Here is a 15719-nt window from a genome sequence, read left to right on the forward strand (position 1 = left end):
GGGAGAGGCTGCATGACCGCCATAGCGAGGATTCCCACCGCCATCGACCAGATCGACACCGGCTGGTTCGATTCGGTGCTGGACCGGCCGGTCGCCAACGCCCGCATCCTCAACGTCATCCACGGCACCGCGACGAAGGTGCAGGCGGAACTCACCTATGGCGACGGCACCCCGCCGCAGGTGGTCTGGGTGAAGACGGGCCTCGAACCGCACAGCCATTCGATCGGCAATGACCAGGTCTATGCCGGCGAAACCTTCTTCTATCGCACGCTCGGCGGCAAATATGAGACGCGCACCCCCGCCTGCCTGTTCGCCGACACCGACGCGCAGGGCAACAGCGCGCTGGTGCTGGACGATCTGTGCAAGCTGGGCGCCCGCTTCGCCGATCCGATACGGGGCGGCAGCATCGACATGGTGGCGAGCGGGTTGCGCGCCATCGCCCGCTATCAGGCCGCGTCGTGGATGGCGCCGGAGCTGGGGGAGATAGGCTGGCTGCGCAACGGCGGCTCCTACCGCGCCGCCGACGTGCTCGACTGGGTGTGGAACGTGGAGCATTGGCGGGACTATTCCAGCCGCCCCCGCTTCGCCCTCGTCGATCCCTCGATCCGCGACCGCGATCTGCTGTTCCGCGTCCATTCGAAGTTGCAGGACGAATTCTGGCCGCGCGCGCCCTGGGCGCTCTGCCATGGCGACGCGCATTTCGGGCAGGTCTATGCACTGCCCGATGGCGAAGTGCGCCTGCTGGACTGGCAATGCGTGCAGGTCGCGCACTGGGCGCACGACGTTTCCTATTTCATGGTGAGCGGCCTGTCGGTCGCCGACCGCCGCGCCGCCGCGCGCGATCTCATCGCCGGTTATGTCGCCGCGCTGCGCGAATTCGGCGTCGCCGACGCGCCCGATGCCGATGCCGCGTGGGAAGCCTTCCGCGCCTATGCCTTTCACGGCATCGGCTGGATGATGTGCCTGGTCGAGATGCAGGACGAGGAAACCTGCTGCGCCATGGCCGAACGCTTCTCCGCCGCCGTGGTCGACCTGGGGTCGATCGACCTGATCCTGAACGGCAGCCCGTCCTGAACCCTTGCGCTATCTGGAGTTTCCATGATCACCCTTTACCACTGCCCCGGCGCCCGCTCCTTCCGCGTCTTGTGGATGCTGGAGGAGCTGAAGCTCGACTATCGGCTGGAAACCATGGCCTTTCCGCCGCGCGTCCATGCGCCGGACTATCTCAGGCTCAACCCGCTCGGCACCGTGCCGCTGATGACCGAGGGCGAGGAGACGCTGTTCGATTCCGCCGCGATGCTGATCTACCTCGCCCCGCGCGGCGACGGCAGCCTCGCGCTGAAGCCCGGCGAGCACGGCTATGGCGACTGGCTGAGCTGGATCATCTATGGCGAGGCCGACCTCACCATGCCGCTGGCGACGATGCTGCGCTACGGCACCTTCCTGCCGGAGCACAAGCGCCAGCCCGCCGTCGCCGCCGACCAGGCGGGCCTGTTCATCGAACGCGCCGCCCGTGCGGCCGAGCGGCTGAAGAGCGCGCCCTATCTCTGCGCGGACCGGTTCACCGCCGCCGACATCTCGGTCGGCTATGCGCTGCTGCTGAGCCGCTTTACCGGTACGCACAAGCAATGGCCGGAGCCGTTCAACGACTATTGGGCGCGACTCAAGGAACGGCCCGCCTTCCTCGCCGCGCAGGCGGCGCAGGCCGCGCAGATGCCCGCAGGCTGAACCGGCCTTCCCTGTCGCGTCGCCCGGCGCCGGTCCCCCCTTTCCCGATCGGGCAAGGGGCGTGGACCGGCGCCTTTTTCATGGCCTTTCCCGTCCATTATGCCGCTCGACCACATTGTTATGCCGATCGACCATCCTCCGCCGATCCTGTTGCGCGGCTTTTTCCGCCTTTTCATGATGCTCCCGTCAAGGAGAGGCAGATGATCGAATATGATGTTGTCATTCGCGGCGGGACGATCGTGGACGGCGGCGGCGGCAAGCCCTTCGAAGGCGATATAGCGGTGCGGGACGGGCTGATCGCGGCGATCGGCGCGGTCGAGGGCCGGGGCCGCGAGGAGATCGACGCGCGCGGCAGGCTGGTGACGCCCGGCTTCGTCGACATCCACACCCATTATGACGGACAGGTCACCTGGGAGCAGCGGCTGATGCCGTCCAGCAACCACGGCACCACCACCGTCGTCACCGGCAATTGCGGCGTCGGCTTCGCGCCCTGCCGCCCGGACGACCGGCTGAAGCTGGTCAAGGTGATGGAGGGGGTGGAGGACATTCCCGAAATCGTGATGACCGAGGGCATTCCGTGGAACTGGGAGACCTTCCCCGAATATATGGACGCGCTGGCCGCCCGCAGCTTCGACATCGACGTCGCGGTGCAGATTCCCCACTCGCCGCTGCGCGTCTATGTGATGGGCGACCGGGGGGTGGACCATGAGGCGTCGAGCGAGGCCGACCGCGCGGAGATGGCGCGGCTGGTGGCCGAGGCGGTGGCCAGCGGCGCGATCGGCGTTACGACCTCCCGCTCGCTCAACCATCGCGCGAAGGACGGCAAGCCCGCGCCCAGCGTGCAGACCGCGGTGGAGGAGGTGCTGGCGCTGGCCAGGGGCCTCGCGCAGGCACAGGCGGGCGTGTTCCAGATCATCACCGAGATGAGCGAGCCGCCGGAGAAGGAAATGGCCATCGTCCGCCGGATCGCGGAAGTTTCCGGCCGTCCCGTGTCCTTCACCCTGTCGCAGATACCGGAGGCGCCCGACAGCTGGCGCGGGCTTATCGCGGGCATGGAGGCCGCCAACGCCGCCGGATGCACGGTGCGCGGCCAGATCCACGAGCGCCCGGTCGGGGTGCTGCTGGGGCTGGAGCTCAGCCTCAACCCGCTGTCGACCAAGCCCAGCTACAAGGCGATCGCCCATCTGCCGCTGGAGGAGCGCGTCGCCATCCTGCGCGATCCCGCCTTCAAGCGGAAGCTGCTGGCGGAGGAGGCGGAGCCCGACCCGGTGCCGCTGGCCAACCGCCTGATCGGCGCGGTGGAAGGGATGTTCGCGCTCGGCGAGGATCCCGACTATGCCCCGCCGCGCGAGATGCAGATCGGCGCGCGGGCGCGGGCGCTGGGCGTGACGCCGCTCAGCCTCGCCTACGACCTGCTGCTGGAAGGGGACGGCCGCGCCATCCTCTGCCTGCCCGGCGCCAATTTCGTCAGCGGCACGCTGGATGAGGTGCGCGAGATGATGGAGCATCCCGACACGGTGATCGCGCTCGGCGACGGCGGCGCCCATTATGGCCTGATCTGCGATGCGGGCTATCCCACGCACCTGCTCACCCATTGGGGCCGCGACGCGCCGGAGGAAGAGCGTTTCCCGATCGAATGGATCATCGCCGCGCTGACCCGCCGCCCGGCCGAGACGGTGGGCCTTGCCGATCGCGGGCTGCTGAAGCCGGGGTTGAAGGCGGACATCAACGTCATCGACCATGGCAGGCTGCGGCTGCACGCGCCCCGCCCGGTCTACAACCTGCCCGCGGACGGGCGCCGGTTGCAGCAACGCGCGGACGGATATGAGGTAACGCTCGTCAGCGGCGTCATCACTTATAGGGAGGGCGTGCCGACCGGCGCGCTGCCCGGACGGCTGGTGCGCGGTTCCGGCTATCGGAAGCCGCTGCGCGACGCGGCCTGAAAACGGCAGGAACAACGAGAACGACAAGAACAGCATCGACCATGACAGAACAGATTTTGCGGGCTCCATAACCACAGTCGATCACGACCCGCCCGCAAGCAACCAAGGGAGAGGGTATGGGAACCATCGATCGTTCCAACGAACTGTTGCGCCTTGCATTCGTCAGCGGGGCGAGCCTGCTGGCGCTGTCGCTGGAGTTGTCCCTGACGCCGGCGGCGTTCGCGCAGGCCGCCGCGCCGGCTCAGGGCATGACGGGCCAGGACATCGTCGTCACCGCGCAGCGCCGCGCGGAAAAGCTGGAGGACGTGCCGATCACAATCACCTCGATCAGCGGCGACACGCTGCAATCGGCCAATATCACCACCGTCACCCAGATCGCGCGCGCCGTTCCGGCGCTGCGCTTCGACTTCGCCGGGGCGGCGGCGCAGCCCACCATTCGCGGCGTCGGCAGCGCGCTGTCGGGGCCGGGCCTCTATTCCAACGTCTCGACCTATGTGGACGGCTTCTACATGCCGAGCCCGTCCTCGCTCGACTTCCAGTTCATGAGCATCCGCAGCGTCGACGTGCTGAAGGGGCCGCAGGGCACGCTGTTCGGCCGCAACGCGACCGGCGGCGCGATACTGGTCACCACCGCCGCGCCCTCCTTCACCCCGACGGCTCAGGCGCGCGCCAGCTATTCGCGCTGGAACACGTTCAACGGCGGGCTCTACGCCTCGACCGGGCTGGGCGACAAGGTCGCGGTCGACTTCGCGGGCATCTACGAGCGCAGCGACGGCTGGCTGCGCAACATCGTGACCGGCCGCCGCGACGGCGATTATGAACGCTACGGCCTGCGCGCCAAGCTGCTGGTCGAGCCGTCGGACGCGGTGCGCTTCACCCTCGCCTTCACCCACAACCATAATCGCGACGGCAAGGTACGCGGCTACAACGCCTATGAAGGGCTGTCGATCGGCACCACCGTGCCCGGCACCGTCATCGCGCAGGATCGTGGCGACGTTTCCTACAACGGCAAGGTCGATTTCCTGCTCAAGACCTATGCCTATCAGCTGACGGGCGAGTTCGACCTGGGCTTCGCCGACCTCACCTCCTACACCATGGTGCGGCGGGAAACGGGCGAGAACAATCTGGACCGCGACGGCCTGTTCCTGCCCTATCTCTATTCCAACAGCCAGACCAAGTACAACACCTTCACGCAGGAGGTGAACCTGTCGTCCAAGCCCGGCGCGCCGCTGAGCTGGGTCGCGGGCCTGTTCTACATGAAGGACAATAATTATTTCCCCTATCTCAAATCCTCGACCAATGGCGGGCCGCTGGTCAATACGCCCAATTACGGCGTCAAGACCAAGTCCTGGGCAGCCTTCCTCGACGGCACCTACGAGTTGAGCGACGGCCTGTTCTTCACCGCCGGCGCGCGCTACAGCGAGGAGAAGCCGAACGCCTTCTACGGCCTCGCCGCCGGCGGTCGGGTCGAATATACCGACAGGTTCAAGCGCTTCACCCCGCGCGCGGTGCTGCGCTGGGAGCCGGACGAGAGGTCGAGCCTCTATGCGTCGTGGAGCAACGGCTTCAAGGCGGGCGTGCTCAACCCGTCGAGCTTCACCACCGTCGCGCTGCGGCCGGAGAAGATCAACGCCTATGAGGTCGGCTACAAGCTGGCGAGCGGCGGCATCCGCTTCGACCTTTCGGCCTTCTATTATGATTACAAGGACTTGCAGGTGGCGACCTTCAACGGCGTGTCGGCGCTGGTCCGCAATGCCGCCAATTCCCGCATCTATGGGCTGGAGGGGCAATTTTCCGGCCAGCTGACCGATCAGCTCAACGTCTCGCTGGGCGCCGCCTATACCAATGCGAAGTACAAGGATTTCGAGAACGCGCCCTATTTCGAGCAGAATCTCGACCCGGCCAGCCCGACCTACGGCCGCTTCGCCAACCGGGACGGCGACGCCAGCGGCTTCGTCATGCAGCGGTCGCCCAAATTCACCGCGACGGCGAACGTCACTTACGACATCCCGCTGGCGAGCGGCGGGAAGATCACGCTCAACGCCAACGGCTTCTACACCTCGACCGTCTATTTCGACCCGACCCATCAGTTCCGGCAGGATCCTTATGCGATCCTCGGCCTGCGCGCGGGCTGGACGAGCGCGAACGAGCGCTTCTCGCTGGGCGTATTCGGCGATAATGTGACCGATGCCGAATATCGCAATCAGGTGCTGGGCGGCCCCTATTCGATCCAGTCGACATGGGGCGACCCGGCGACCTACGGCGTCACCGCGACGCTGCGCTATTGAACGGAAAAAGGAAGGAGAGGAACATGGTCCGTCTTTCCGATCGCTCCGCCCCGCCGGGTGGCGGCAGGGCCTATGCCGCGCCCCCGCGCGAGGCGGCGCCCCCACCCCAGCCCCAGTCCCAGCCCCAACGCTGCATGAAGCCGCGAATGGCCGAGGGCAATGCCTGGTCCACCATGTCGTTGTCCAAGCTCGTCCTGTCGATGCCGATCGAGCGGGCGGGCTTCGCGCTCGTCGGGCTGGGCGTCGACGCGCATCTGCGCCTGCCGGCGATGAACCGCATGGGCTTCCATTATGTGCTGCGCGGCGAGCTGGAGTTCGAGGGGCCGGACGGCGTGCGCCGCCGCCTGACGCCGGGCGACTTCATCTGCCTGCCGCGCGGCGCCGCCCATGCGCTGCTGGGGCCGCAGGCGGGCGAGGAGGCGCAGATCGCCCGCTATCTGCCCGACCTGCCGCCATCGGAGGAACCCGCGCCCTTCCAGTTCGGCACGCGCGGCGGCGATGGCGGCGCCTGCCTGCTGAGCGGATCGTTGCAGACGCTGCGCACGGCGGCGGACTATACCGTGCCGACCCTGCCGGAGGTCGTAATCGTCCGCGCGGGCGACCACCGCACCGCCTCGCCCCGGCCGTCGGCGCTGTGCGAGGCGGCGCTGCACGGCGCGGGGGCTTCCGCCTTCGCCGCCGCGCTGACGCAGCTGCTCTTCACCCAGGCGGTGCGCACCGCGCTCAGCGGATCGGCGATCACCCAGCGGCCGGATATCTACGCCTTCCGCTTCCCGCGCATCGCCGCCGCGCACCGGCTGATGGAGCGTCATTATCACGAGCCCTGGACGATCGAGCGGCTCGCGGCGGCGGCGGGCATGGCGAAATCCTCGTTCATCACCGCCTTCACCGCCGCGATCGGCGAGCCGCCGCTGCACCGGCTGAGCGCGATCCGTCTGGCCGAGGCACGCCAGCTGCTGAAGAGCGAGCGCATGATCGCGGAGGTCGCCGCCGCCGTCGGCTATTGCTCGCAGGCCGCCTTCGCCCGCGCCTTCCGCCGCCGCTATGGCGAAACCCCCACCGCCGCGCGGGAGGCGATGCGCCGGGGCGGCGAGTAAGGCGAACGGCGGATGCCCGGCCCTATCGGGCGGGCATCCGCCGGGGGCGGCGCGAGGGAAGCGGCGCCGCCCGGCCGTCCGGTAGGCTGCCGAACAGCAATGCCCCGATCAGCAGGCCGCTGGCCGACAGCAGGATCGCCTTGTCGTAGCTGCCGAAGCGGTCATAGACCGTGCCGAACATATAGGCGCCGAAGCCGAAACCGGCCGATGTGCACATGGAAAAGGTGCCGAAGATCGCGGAAAAGCCCTTCAGCCCGAACTGGCGCGCGGCGAAGAAGGCATGGAAATCCCCCTCCGCCCCCATTGCGCAGCCAGTCATGAACAGGAACACCGCGCAGGCCAGCATCGTCGGGCTGGGGTCGAACATCAGCAGGCTCGCCGCCGCCGCGCAGATCAGCACCGCCATCGCCACCAGCGGCGGGCGGAAGCTGTCGAGCAGGAACCCGACGCCCGTCCGCCCGATCACCACGCTGACCACGAACAGCGATCCCATCAGCGCCACCTGCGCGCCGACCAGCCCCTTGTCCGACAGCAGCGCCGCATATTGATGGACGAGGCCGCCCAGCGGCAGGGTGGACGCGATGGTGGCGAGGATCAGCTTCCAATAGGTGCTGGTGCGCACCGCCTGCCCCAGCGTCAGCCCGTCGGCGCTCTTGTCCTTTTGCTCCCGCTGCAACCGCTTGCCCACGGCGCGGCTGGCGAAGAGCAGCCCCGGCAGGCCGAGGAACAGCGCGAGGCAGCCCAGCGCCGCATAGCCCGCGCGCCAGCTCGCGGCGCCGATCAACGCGACCAGCAGCGGCGCGAACAGCGCCAGCAGCATTGCCGGCCCGCTCATCATGATGCCGAGCGCCAGCCCCCGCTGCTTGTGGAAGGTCGCCGCCACCAGCGGCGCGATCACCGCCGGGGTCACCGCCGCATAGGCCACCGCCGTCAGGAACAGCAGGCCGTAGAAGACGGCGAGGCTGTTCGTCACCGACGCCAGCAGGAAGCACATCGTCGCATAGCTCAGCAGCCCGGCGGTGCCGATGCGCCTCGGCCCGAAGCGGTCGGTGAGCATCCCCATGACCGGCATCGCGACCGCCACGGTCAGCGACGCGATCGTCGCGCCAAAAGCGATCTCGCCGCGCGTCCAGCCGAAGGCGGCGGCGAGCGGCTTCACGAAATAGCTGGCGGCGTAGACGAACAGGGAAGCGCCGCTCGCGACCGCCGCGCTAGCGCCGAGCAGCACCGGCCAATGATCGCGGAACTCCCGTGCTTCGCTGTGCTGGCTGTTCTCCATGTCCATCCTCTCCGGCTGTTGTGGGTATCGGGGCGGGGTCAGCTTCTCCCGCGCGGGTTCGCCGCCCCGCGAATGGCGCGGCGCACGGCGGTCGGCGTCTCGCCATAATGGCGGCGGAAGGCGCGGTTGAACGCGGCCTGCGAGCGGTAGCCGACATTGGCCGCGACATCGCGCAGCGCCCGCTCCCCGCCCAGCAGCCGCCGCGCCTCGATCAGGCGGATGCGGGTCAGCCGCGCGGCCGGGGATTCGCCCAGCACATTGGCGAACGCCGCCACGAAGGAGGAGCGCGACATGCCGACCGCCGAGGCGAGCTTCGACACCGTCCACGGCTCCTGATAATTGCGCTCGATCAGGCGATGCGCCGCCGCGATCTTGGGGAAGCGAAAGACATGGAGGTCGGCGGACGCGGACCCTTCCTCCAGTATCGCGCGGCGGATCGCCTGCACCAGCAACGCCTGCATGATCGCCGAGGCGAAGGCGCTGGCGCCCGGACCTTCCAGCGCCGCCTGCCACGGCGCGGGCGGCGCGAAGGAGGCGGTGCGGTCCGCGCCCGCCCGCAGCACGAGGCATTCGGGCAGCACCGGGATGGTATAATCCCCCGCCGTGTGCCGCGCCGCGATCGAGCCGCTCAGGATGACCGGGCCCGGCGCCGTCTCCCGGCCGAAGCGCAGGGAAAGCGGCACGTCGTCGGGCTCCAGCGACGCCAGCCAGTCGCTGCGCAGCGCATGGCCCCGGCCCGCCGGTCCGGCGACGACATGGGGCGCGCCCCTGGCGAAGCAGACGAAATCGCCGGCTTGCAGCCGCTCCGCCGCGCCGCCCGGCTGCTCCACGTCGACCTCGCCTTCCAATATATAATGAAGGCCGATCCGGTCCATTTTCGGGAAATAAAGGGCGGAGCCGGGCGCGAGGCGGCTGATCGCGAAGCCCGCGCGCTCCGCCGGTATCGACAGGACGAGCTTGGAAAGGGAGAGCTGGGCCCGCGCACCGCACCGCCGCGCCCGCTCAGGACCGCCCGGCCCGCACGCCGTCATGACCGCCCCCATCGCCGCCTCGCGTCGGGATGGCGGGCCATCGCGCCTTCAGAAACATCCTCGTGCATGATCCTCTCTTCCCGGAGGGTCGTTCTCTCTCTTGTCCGGCCGTTCCCGTGGGATCGCTCGACCGGCGGGTCAAAGGCTATGCCGATGGCCCCGCCGCCGCAAGGATGGCCCCGCGCGCTGGCCGATCGGCAAAATTTTCCGATCTTTCTGCAAAATCATCGCCGCGTCCCACCGGGTCAGAAACGGATCGAGAATTGCAGATGCACCTCGCGCGGCCGCTCGACGATCGCATTGATATCGCCGACGACGCCGGCGGCCGTGCCGGTGCCGCCGCCGGTCCGCCCGACATCGCTGGCCGAGGTGATCACATATTCGTTGGTCAGGTTGCGCCCGATCAGCGCGACCTCCCACCCCGCATTTTCCTGGCGCAGCCGCACCGCCGCGTCCCAGCGGGTGAAGCCCTTCTGGATCGCGTCGGGCCGCAGCGCGTCGGAATAATTATAGCGGGACGTGTACTGCATGCCCCCCGACAGGGCGAGGCGCAGCGGCCCGGACAGCGCGAAGTCGTAGCTCGCGCCCAGTTGCGCCGCATATTTGGGCGCCTTGGGGGCCTGACGCCCCTCGACATCCTGGCTGGTGAACGCGCCGGAGGGGCCGGGCTGGAGGTTGCATCCCCCCGCGATCGTCTGGCCGGTATAGCAGGCGGCCAGATAGTCGGAATAGGTCGCCTTGTTATAGGCCGCCGCCCCGCGCAGTTCGAACCCCGGCACGCCCGGCACCGCCAGCACGGCCTCCGCCTCTATGCCGCGCGTGCGCAGATTGCCCGCATTCTGGACCCGCTGCACCTGCGTGATCGCGTTGTAGACCTGCACCTGCAAGCCCTTGTAATCATAGTCATAGGCCGTGACGTTGAGATGCAGCGCGCGCCGGAAGAAGGCGGCGCGCAGCCCGACCTCCTGCCCTTCCGCCTTTTCACTGCCGAACTCGCCGAAGCTCTTGTCGGTGGTCGCGTTGAAGGTCAGGCTGGTGTTGTAGCCGCCCGATTTGAAGCCCTGCTTATAGGCGGCATAGAGCGTCAGGTCCGGGGTCGGCTTCCATGTCAGCGTCGCCTGGGGCGAGACATTGTCGTCGCGGAAATGGTCCTCGATATTGCGCGCCACCACCGTGGAGGCGGGCGCCAGCGGATGGACATAGGGCGTCTGGACATAGCTGTCCTTCTTCTCCTTCGTCCAACGCGCGCCGCCCGCCAGCTCCAGCGTCGGCATGATGTTCCATTTAAGCTCGCCGAAGGCCGAATAGGTCTTGCCGGAAAAGCCGCTGCGCTTGGTGAAGCTGTCGAGCCGGCCGGAACCGGGCGCGGGCGCCAGCGCGAGGTTCAGCGTGCCGAAATCGTAACGCATCTTCCCGTCGGCGAAGAACAGGCCCGCCGTCAGGTTCACCGGACCGTCGAAATCGGTCAGCGCGCGCAGTTCCTGGCTGATCTGCCGGTAATAGGATTGCTGCGCATTATAGGTGCCCGCCGCCGCCCCGCCGAAATTATTCTGGTCGCCCTGCCTGAACCGGTAATAGCCGGTGATCGAGGTCAGCGTGATCGGCCCCATGGTCTTGTTCAGCCGCAGCATGGCCACGCGCGAATTATGCTCGGTGTAGAGCTTGCCGTCCCGGCGCGCATAATCCATCGTCGCGGCGATCTCCTGCGGCACATTGGCGGTGGAAAGCCGTCCGTCCAGCTTGCAGTCTGCATAGGGATCGACGATCCCCGCGATCGCCAGCGGCGTCGTCCGCCCGCCGCCGCACAACCGCTCATAGGCGACGCCCGAATCCTCCATATGCGTGGCGGAAAGCTTGAGCGTCGCGTCGAAGCCGTCGCCCGGATCATAAACCACGGTAAGGCGGCCCGACAGGCTTTCGCCATAGGGCACCCGCCGCGACGAGACGGTGCGGTCCAGCCCGCTCAGCGCATTGGGCTGCGCCGTGTTGACGAAGAAGCCGTCCATCTTCGACACCCGCCCGGCGAAGCGCACGCCCAGGCTGTCCGTCAGCGGGCCCGAAACGAAGCCCTCGGCATAGCGCTCGTCGGCGACGAATTCATAGCCGAGCTTCGCCATCGCCTCGAAGCGCGCGCCGGGATCGGCGGTGGTGATGGCGACGACGCCCCCGGTGCTGTTCTTGCCGAAGAACAGCGCCTGCGGCCCCTTCATCACCTCGACCTGCCTGATGTCATATTGGGCGTTCACGATCTCCCGCCCGCGGGTCATCGCGATGCCGTCGAGATTGAGCGCGACCGACTGATCGAAGCCGGAACTGAGCGAGGAGGAACCGACGCCGCGCAGGAAGATGCTCGCCGCCGAGCCGCTGACCTGTCGGCCGACCACCATCATCGGCACCAGCTTGGAGATGCCCTGCACATCGACCACCGCCTGTTCGGCAATGGTCGCGCCGCTCAGCGCCGTCACGGCGATCGGCACATCCTGCAACCGCTCCGCGCGCAGGCGGCCGGTCACCACGATATCCGCCGATCCGGCCTGATCCTCCGGCGGCGATGCCGAAGCGCCGGCGCCGGTCTGCGCGGCGGCCTCGCTTTCCAGCGCGAGAAGCATCAGCGCCAGCATGCTCGCGGCGCCCATGAAATGACGATTGCGGGTCGACAGGACCATTTCCCCCTCCATGTTTCTCGTTTCTCGGTTCGGGCAAGGGCGTCGCCGCACCGGAAACGGCCCGGCTCGCCCCTTTTTTCTCCGGTGGCCGGCCGCCTCAGGGCAGCCAGGGCGCCTGGCAGCTTTCGGGCGTGCGGATCTCGTTGATGATCCACTTGCCCATGCGGCGCATCAGTTCGAGCCCGTCCTGCGGCTGCGCATTGGACGCCTGCACCGCAAAGCCCAGCGACACGAAGCGCTGCGCGCCATGGAGCGGCAGCACGTCGAGCAGTTCCGCCTTCAGGCTTTCGGGATAGACGCCGACCGTCTGGGTATAGGCGTTGACCGCGCCCATCACCTCGTCGAGGCCGTCGACCGGCACGAGATTGGCGGTACGGTCGATCAGCTTGGTCGAAAAATCGACCGGATCGGACATTTGCGACACGATGATCGCGCCTTCGTCGCCATGGCCGCCGATCACCCTGTACCAGTCGTCCTGCAGCCGCAGCGCATCGACATGGGCCTTCAGCTCGCGGTCGTAGCGCTTGGCCGGCGTGCTGGTCCGTTCGGGCAGCGAGAGGATGCCGTCATAGACCATCTCGCCGAAGCGGTTGAGCTTTGCCAGCCCCTCCTCGTCCGTGCCGGAAAGGGCGTAGATCACCCGCGCATTGACGCAGCCGACCTGGTTCATCGCGCCGATGTCGCTGGCGAGGCGGATCGCGGCTTCCGCCATCGCCGCCTCGCTCTCGAACGCCTCGCGGCCGATGATGCTGGCGCTGCGCTTGGGATCGAGCGAGATCAGCTCCAGCCCCGGCTGGATATATTGCGTCACATGCTTGACCGACGCGAAGCCGCCCCAGGCGACGATCTTCTCGACATGATGCGGCTGGTAGAGCTTCTCCTCGAAGGCGGTGTCGCCGCCACGCCAATAGCCGACCGTCAGATGCTTCGTCAGCGGATGGTCGGGTGCCATGTCGATCATCGTCCGGGCGATCGCGATCGCGGTGAACGGGTCGTTGGACGGCGCCTTGATGATCGCGTCGCTGCGCAACAGCGCGTTGCGGATGATCGTCGCGGCGGAGATGGTCGGGCTGTTGCCCGCGATCACGTGCAGCGTGCGCGCGCCGAAGCAGCGTATACCAAGGCGCAGGCCGTTCAGCCGTTCCTCCTCCACCCAGCCTTCCAGATAGGGGATGCCGATCATCCTGTCGGCCATTTCCCGCATCACCGCGCGGTCGAACTTGGCCTTGAGATCGGCATAGGAGGCGTCGACCAGCGGCCGCGTGGTCGGTGCGGTGAGGTAGGAAAGCTCCCGCGCGCGGGCGAGATGGGGGTTGTCGGCGATGTCGAGCCGGGTGCCCAGTTCCTCCAGATAATCGAGGATATCGTCGAAGGACAGCGTGTAGAGATCGGCCATCAGCGCCGGATTCCTGAGCGGCAGCCGGTCGAGATATTTATGCGCGTCGGGTGTCAGGAAAGTGAGGTCCCCGCCCCGCCCGCCGACCTCGACAAGATTGTCGGTGATCACCTCGCCGCGAATGACGAGGCTGGCGACCGGCAACTGGCGGTCGGCAACGCTCACGTCCAGCTTTTCTTCCATGCCCATAAGTCCCTCCTGCGTCACTGGAAGCTGGTGAGGAAGCTCATCGCTTCCTTGTGCGCGCCTTCGGTGGCCGCGCAGCTTATCTTGTCGTCGCCGCCGCGCTTGGCGCTCAGCCGCTCGATGCCGTCCATCGCGTAGACGGTGGACTGGCCGCAGGCGCAGGGCTCGTCCCATTCAATCGTCACCTCGTCCCCGGTGATGAACCCGCCCCAGCGCGTTTCGGACCCGAGATCGAAAAAGGCGGCGCGCCCCGTGACGCGGCCGGTGCGCGGCAGCAGCTCGCTGGTGTCCGGGTCGAGCAGATAGGGGATCACCCAGGGGCAGAAATGATAATGGCCGTGCGCGCATTTCTTGTGCCAGCCCTTCACCTCTGTCATGCCGTAGCACATGCGGGTGTTCTCGATGCCGACGAAGTCGCACACCTGCTGCCGCCAGTCGTCCGGCATCTTAACGCCGTTCTTGGAATCGCCGCCGGTGCCGATCACCGAATTGGGCGCGAAGACATGCGACAGGCCCTTTTCCTGCCCGATCCGCACCAGGTTGAAGAGCAGGTTCTGCGCGCCCCAGAAGAAGATGCGCTTGCCCTGATAATTTTCCGCAATGTCGGTGAAGAAGGCGTCGAGCCGCGCCGGCATCTCCTCCTGCAACTTTTCATATTCCGCCTTGCGCGCCAGCATGACGGGCGAGATGTCGAGCTTTTCCAGCTCGCCCTTGGCCGCCGCCGCCTGGATGCGCGCGGCGAGGTAGAGCAGGTCGGAGCTCATCCGGCCGGGAAAGGCGACCAGCAGCCGGTCCTCCGACTTGCTGATATATTTGACGAACAGGTCGCAGGTGCGCACATGCCCCGATCCGCCATGGCGGAAATAGGGGTAGATGACGTAGAAATCGCCGCCCTCGTCCATCACCGACGGGTCGTCGCCGAAGTCCTGCAACGCGATTACCCGCGCGGTCTTGCCGAACTTGTCCCATTCCTGCTTGGAAATCGGCAGGAAGGTCATCGTTCCCGACGTGCCCGACGAATGCATGATGGTGAGCGGGCTTTCCCGGTCCATCAACTCCATCCAGTCGTCGATGGTCTTGCAGCCCGACACGTCGATGCCGGTCAGGTCGAAGGTCGACAGGCGGGAGAGGAACTTGTTGATCTCCGCGAAGCGCCCCTTTTCCAGAAAGGCGGGCGGATAGCTCTTGTACATCGTATGCTCGAACAGCAGCGGCACGGCATCCTCGATCGCGTCGATCCGGTCGATGCCCTGCGCGTCGGCCAGCTTCTTCAGCATCGGCACCCGGTCCTTCAGCTGCGCGAAGCGCTGGCGCAGCCCTTCGAGCTGGAGCGCGGACAACAGCTCGCGGTCGATCGACTGCATCTGCGTGAAGCTGTGGTGGAAAAATTCGGCCGGATCGTCACACAGCGCCTGCGCCATGGACGGGATGTCGGTCTGCTCTGCCAGCGGGGTCGTCGCCATAGGGTTTCCTTGCGTTCATGCCATGACCCGGCATCCGTTCGCGCACGACGGTCTGGGGTCCCGGATCGATGAAATGCGGCCATGCGCCGCCTGTTGCCCAAGGAGTTAGAACCCGCCCCGCGCGGATCATCAACCGCAAAGCCCAGCTGCTGGACAGTCCGCAAAAAAACTTGGCCAGCAGGCAAAAGAAGTGCTGAAAACGACGCGCGCGCGGCGGCCTCGACAGGCTCATCCAAGCCTGTTAATGAAGCGACTAAACAATGGCAGGACGTCAGGGAGCAACCAGTGGTTCGAGCGATTTTTCACACACCGTCCGGCGAGCGCCGCGAAATAGACGCGCGCTGCGGCGTCTCGCTGATGGAATCGGCGAAAGCCGCCAGCGTCGAGGGAATCGACGCCGACTGCGGCGGATCGATGGTGTGCGGAACCTGCCATGTCCATGTCAGCCCCGAATGGCTGGAACGCCTCGCCCCGCCCGACGATATGGAGGCGATGATTCTGGACTGCGTGCCCGATCCGCATCCGCGCGCGCGCCTGTCCTGCCAGATCGTCGTCACCGAGGAGATGGACGGCATCGAACTGACGGTGCCGATCGCGCAGCGATAGAAAAAACACGCGGAACCGGCGCGGCGGCGCTTCATC

General features: G+C 67.1%; 11 protein-coding genes. 6 read left to right on the plus strand and 5 right to left on the minus strand.

Annotation, left to right across the window (positions count from 1 at the left end; all coding sequences use genetic code 11):
• The first annotated feature begins 12 nt into the window (after nt 1–12).
• The 5 genes from GGR43_RS07660 (at nt 13) to GGR43_RS07680 (ending at nt 7056) form a co-directional block, all read left to right on the plus strand.
• On the plus strand, nt 13–1074 hold the full coding sequence (locus GGR43_RS07660; RefSeq protein ID WP_188071373.1) for a protein kinase family protein: 1062 nt from the start codon (nt 13–15) through the stop codon (nt 1072–1074).
• A gap of 24 nt (nt 1075–1098) precedes the next feature.
• The gene (locus GGR43_RS07665) at nt 1099–1728 is read left to right on the plus strand and encodes a glutathione S-transferase family protein (RefSeq protein WP_188071374.1); all 630 of its coding nucleotides are present in this window, start codon (nt 1099–1101) and stop codon (nt 1726–1728) included.
• 200 nt (nt 1729–1928) lie between these two features.
• The gene (locus GGR43_RS07670) at nt 1929–3671 is read left to right on the plus strand and encodes an N-acyl-D-amino-acid deacylase family protein (RefSeq protein WP_188071375.1); all 1743 of its coding nucleotides are present in this window, start codon (nt 1929–1931) and stop codon (nt 3669–3671) included.
• Between the two features lie 116 nt (nt 3672–3787).
• Entirely contained in the window at nt 3788–5959 is a 2172-nt protein-coding gene (locus GGR43_RS07675) for a TonB-dependent receptor (RefSeq protein ID WP_188071376.1), read from the plus strand.
• Between the two features lie 23 nt (nt 5960–5982).
• Complete coding sequence (locus GGR43_RS07680) at nt 5983–7056, plus strand: AraC family transcriptional regulator (protein ID WP_188071377.1); 1074 nt, start codon at nt 5983–5985, stop codon at nt 7054–7056.
• 22 nt (nt 7057–7078) lie between these two features.
• On the opposite strand, the gene GGR43_RS07685 is transcribed toward GGR43_RS07680, so the two are convergent.
• The 5 genes from GGR43_RS07685 to GGR43_RS07705 form a co-directional block, all read right to left on the minus strand.
• Entirely contained in the window at nt 7079–8335 is a 1257-nt protein-coding gene (locus tag GGR43_RS07685; RefSeq protein ID WP_188071378.1) for an MFS transporter, read from the minus strand.
• A gap of 38 nt (nt 8336–8373) precedes the next feature.
• Entirely contained in the window at nt 8374–9366 is a 993-nt protein-coding gene (locus tag GGR43_RS07690; RefSeq protein WP_188071379.1) for an AraC family transcriptional regulator, read from the minus strand.
• Nucleotides 9367–9611: 245 nt separating this feature from the next.
• Nucleotides 9612–12032, minus strand: coding sequence for a TonB-dependent receptor (locus GGR43_RS07695; protein ID WP_188071380.1), 2421 nt, complete (start codon nt 12030–12032; stop codon nt 9612–9614).
• Nucleotides 12033–12129: 97 nt separating this feature from the next.
• On the minus strand, nt 12130–13617 hold the full coding sequence (locus GGR43_RS07700) for an acyl-CoA reductase (protein ID WP_246343418.1): 1488 nt from the start codon (nt 13615–13617) through the stop codon (nt 12130–12132).
• 14 nt (nt 13618–13631) lie between these two features.
• Nucleotides 13632–15077: a hypothetical protein gene (locus tag GGR43_RS07705; RefSeq protein ID WP_188071381.1), complete on the minus strand. Its 1446-nt coding sequence runs from the start codon at nt 15075–15077 to the stop codon at nt 13632–13634.
• 285 nt (nt 15078–15362) lie between these two features.
• On the opposite strand from GGR43_RS07705, the gene GGR43_RS23865 reads away from it, so the two are divergent.
• Nucleotides 15363–15683: a 2Fe-2S iron-sulfur cluster-binding protein gene (locus GGR43_RS23865; protein ID WP_284278373.1), complete on the plus strand. Its 321-nt coding sequence runs from the start codon at nt 15363–15365 to the stop codon at nt 15681–15683.
• The last annotated feature ends 36 nt before the right edge of the window (nt 15684–15719 follow it).

This window comes from Sphingobium jiangsuense, from assembly GCF_014196495.1.
GTDB lineage: Bacteria > Pseudomonadota > Alphaproteobacteria > Sphingomonadales > Sphingomonadaceae > Sphingobium > Sphingobium jiangsuense.

Coding starts and splice junctions, on each gene's coding strand:
- GGR43_RS07660 (WP_188071373.1), top strand. CDS start 13: ATGACCGCCATAGCGAGGATTCCCACCGCCATCGACCAGATCGACACC.
- GGR43_RS07665 (WP_188071374.1), top strand. CDS start 1,099: ATGATCACCCTTTACCACTGCCCCGGCGCCCGCTCCTTCCGCGTCTTG.
- GGR43_RS07670 (WP_188071375.1), top strand. CDS start 1,929: ATGATCGAATATGATGTTGTCATTCGCGGCGGGACGATCGTGGACGGC.
- GGR43_RS07675 (WP_188071376.1), top strand. CDS start 3,788: ATGGGAACCATCGATCGTTCCAACGAACTGTTGCGCCTTGCATTCGTC.
- GGR43_RS07680 (WP_188071377.1), top strand. CDS start 5,983: ATGGTCCGTCTTTCCGATCGCTCCGCCCCGCCGGGTGGCGGCAGGGCC.
- GGR43_RS07685 (WP_188071378.1), bottom strand. CDS start 8,335: ATGGAGAACAGCCAGCACAGCGAAGCACGGGAGTTCCGCGATCATTGG.
- GGR43_RS07690 (WP_188071379.1), bottom strand. CDS start 9,366: ATGACGGCGTGCGGGCCGGGCGGTCCTGAGCGGGCGCGGCGGTGCGGT.
- GGR43_RS07695 (WP_188071380.1), bottom strand. CDS start 12,032: ATGGTCCTGTCGACCCGCAATCGTCATTTCATGGGCGCCGCGAGCATG.
- GGR43_RS07700 (WP_246343418.1), bottom strand. CDS start 13,617: ATGGGCATGGAAGAAAAGCTGGACGTGAGCGTTGCCGACCGCCAGTTG.
- GGR43_RS07705 (WP_188071381.1), bottom strand. CDS start 15,077: ATGGCGACGACCCCGCTGGCAGAGCAGACCGACATCCCGTCCATGGCG.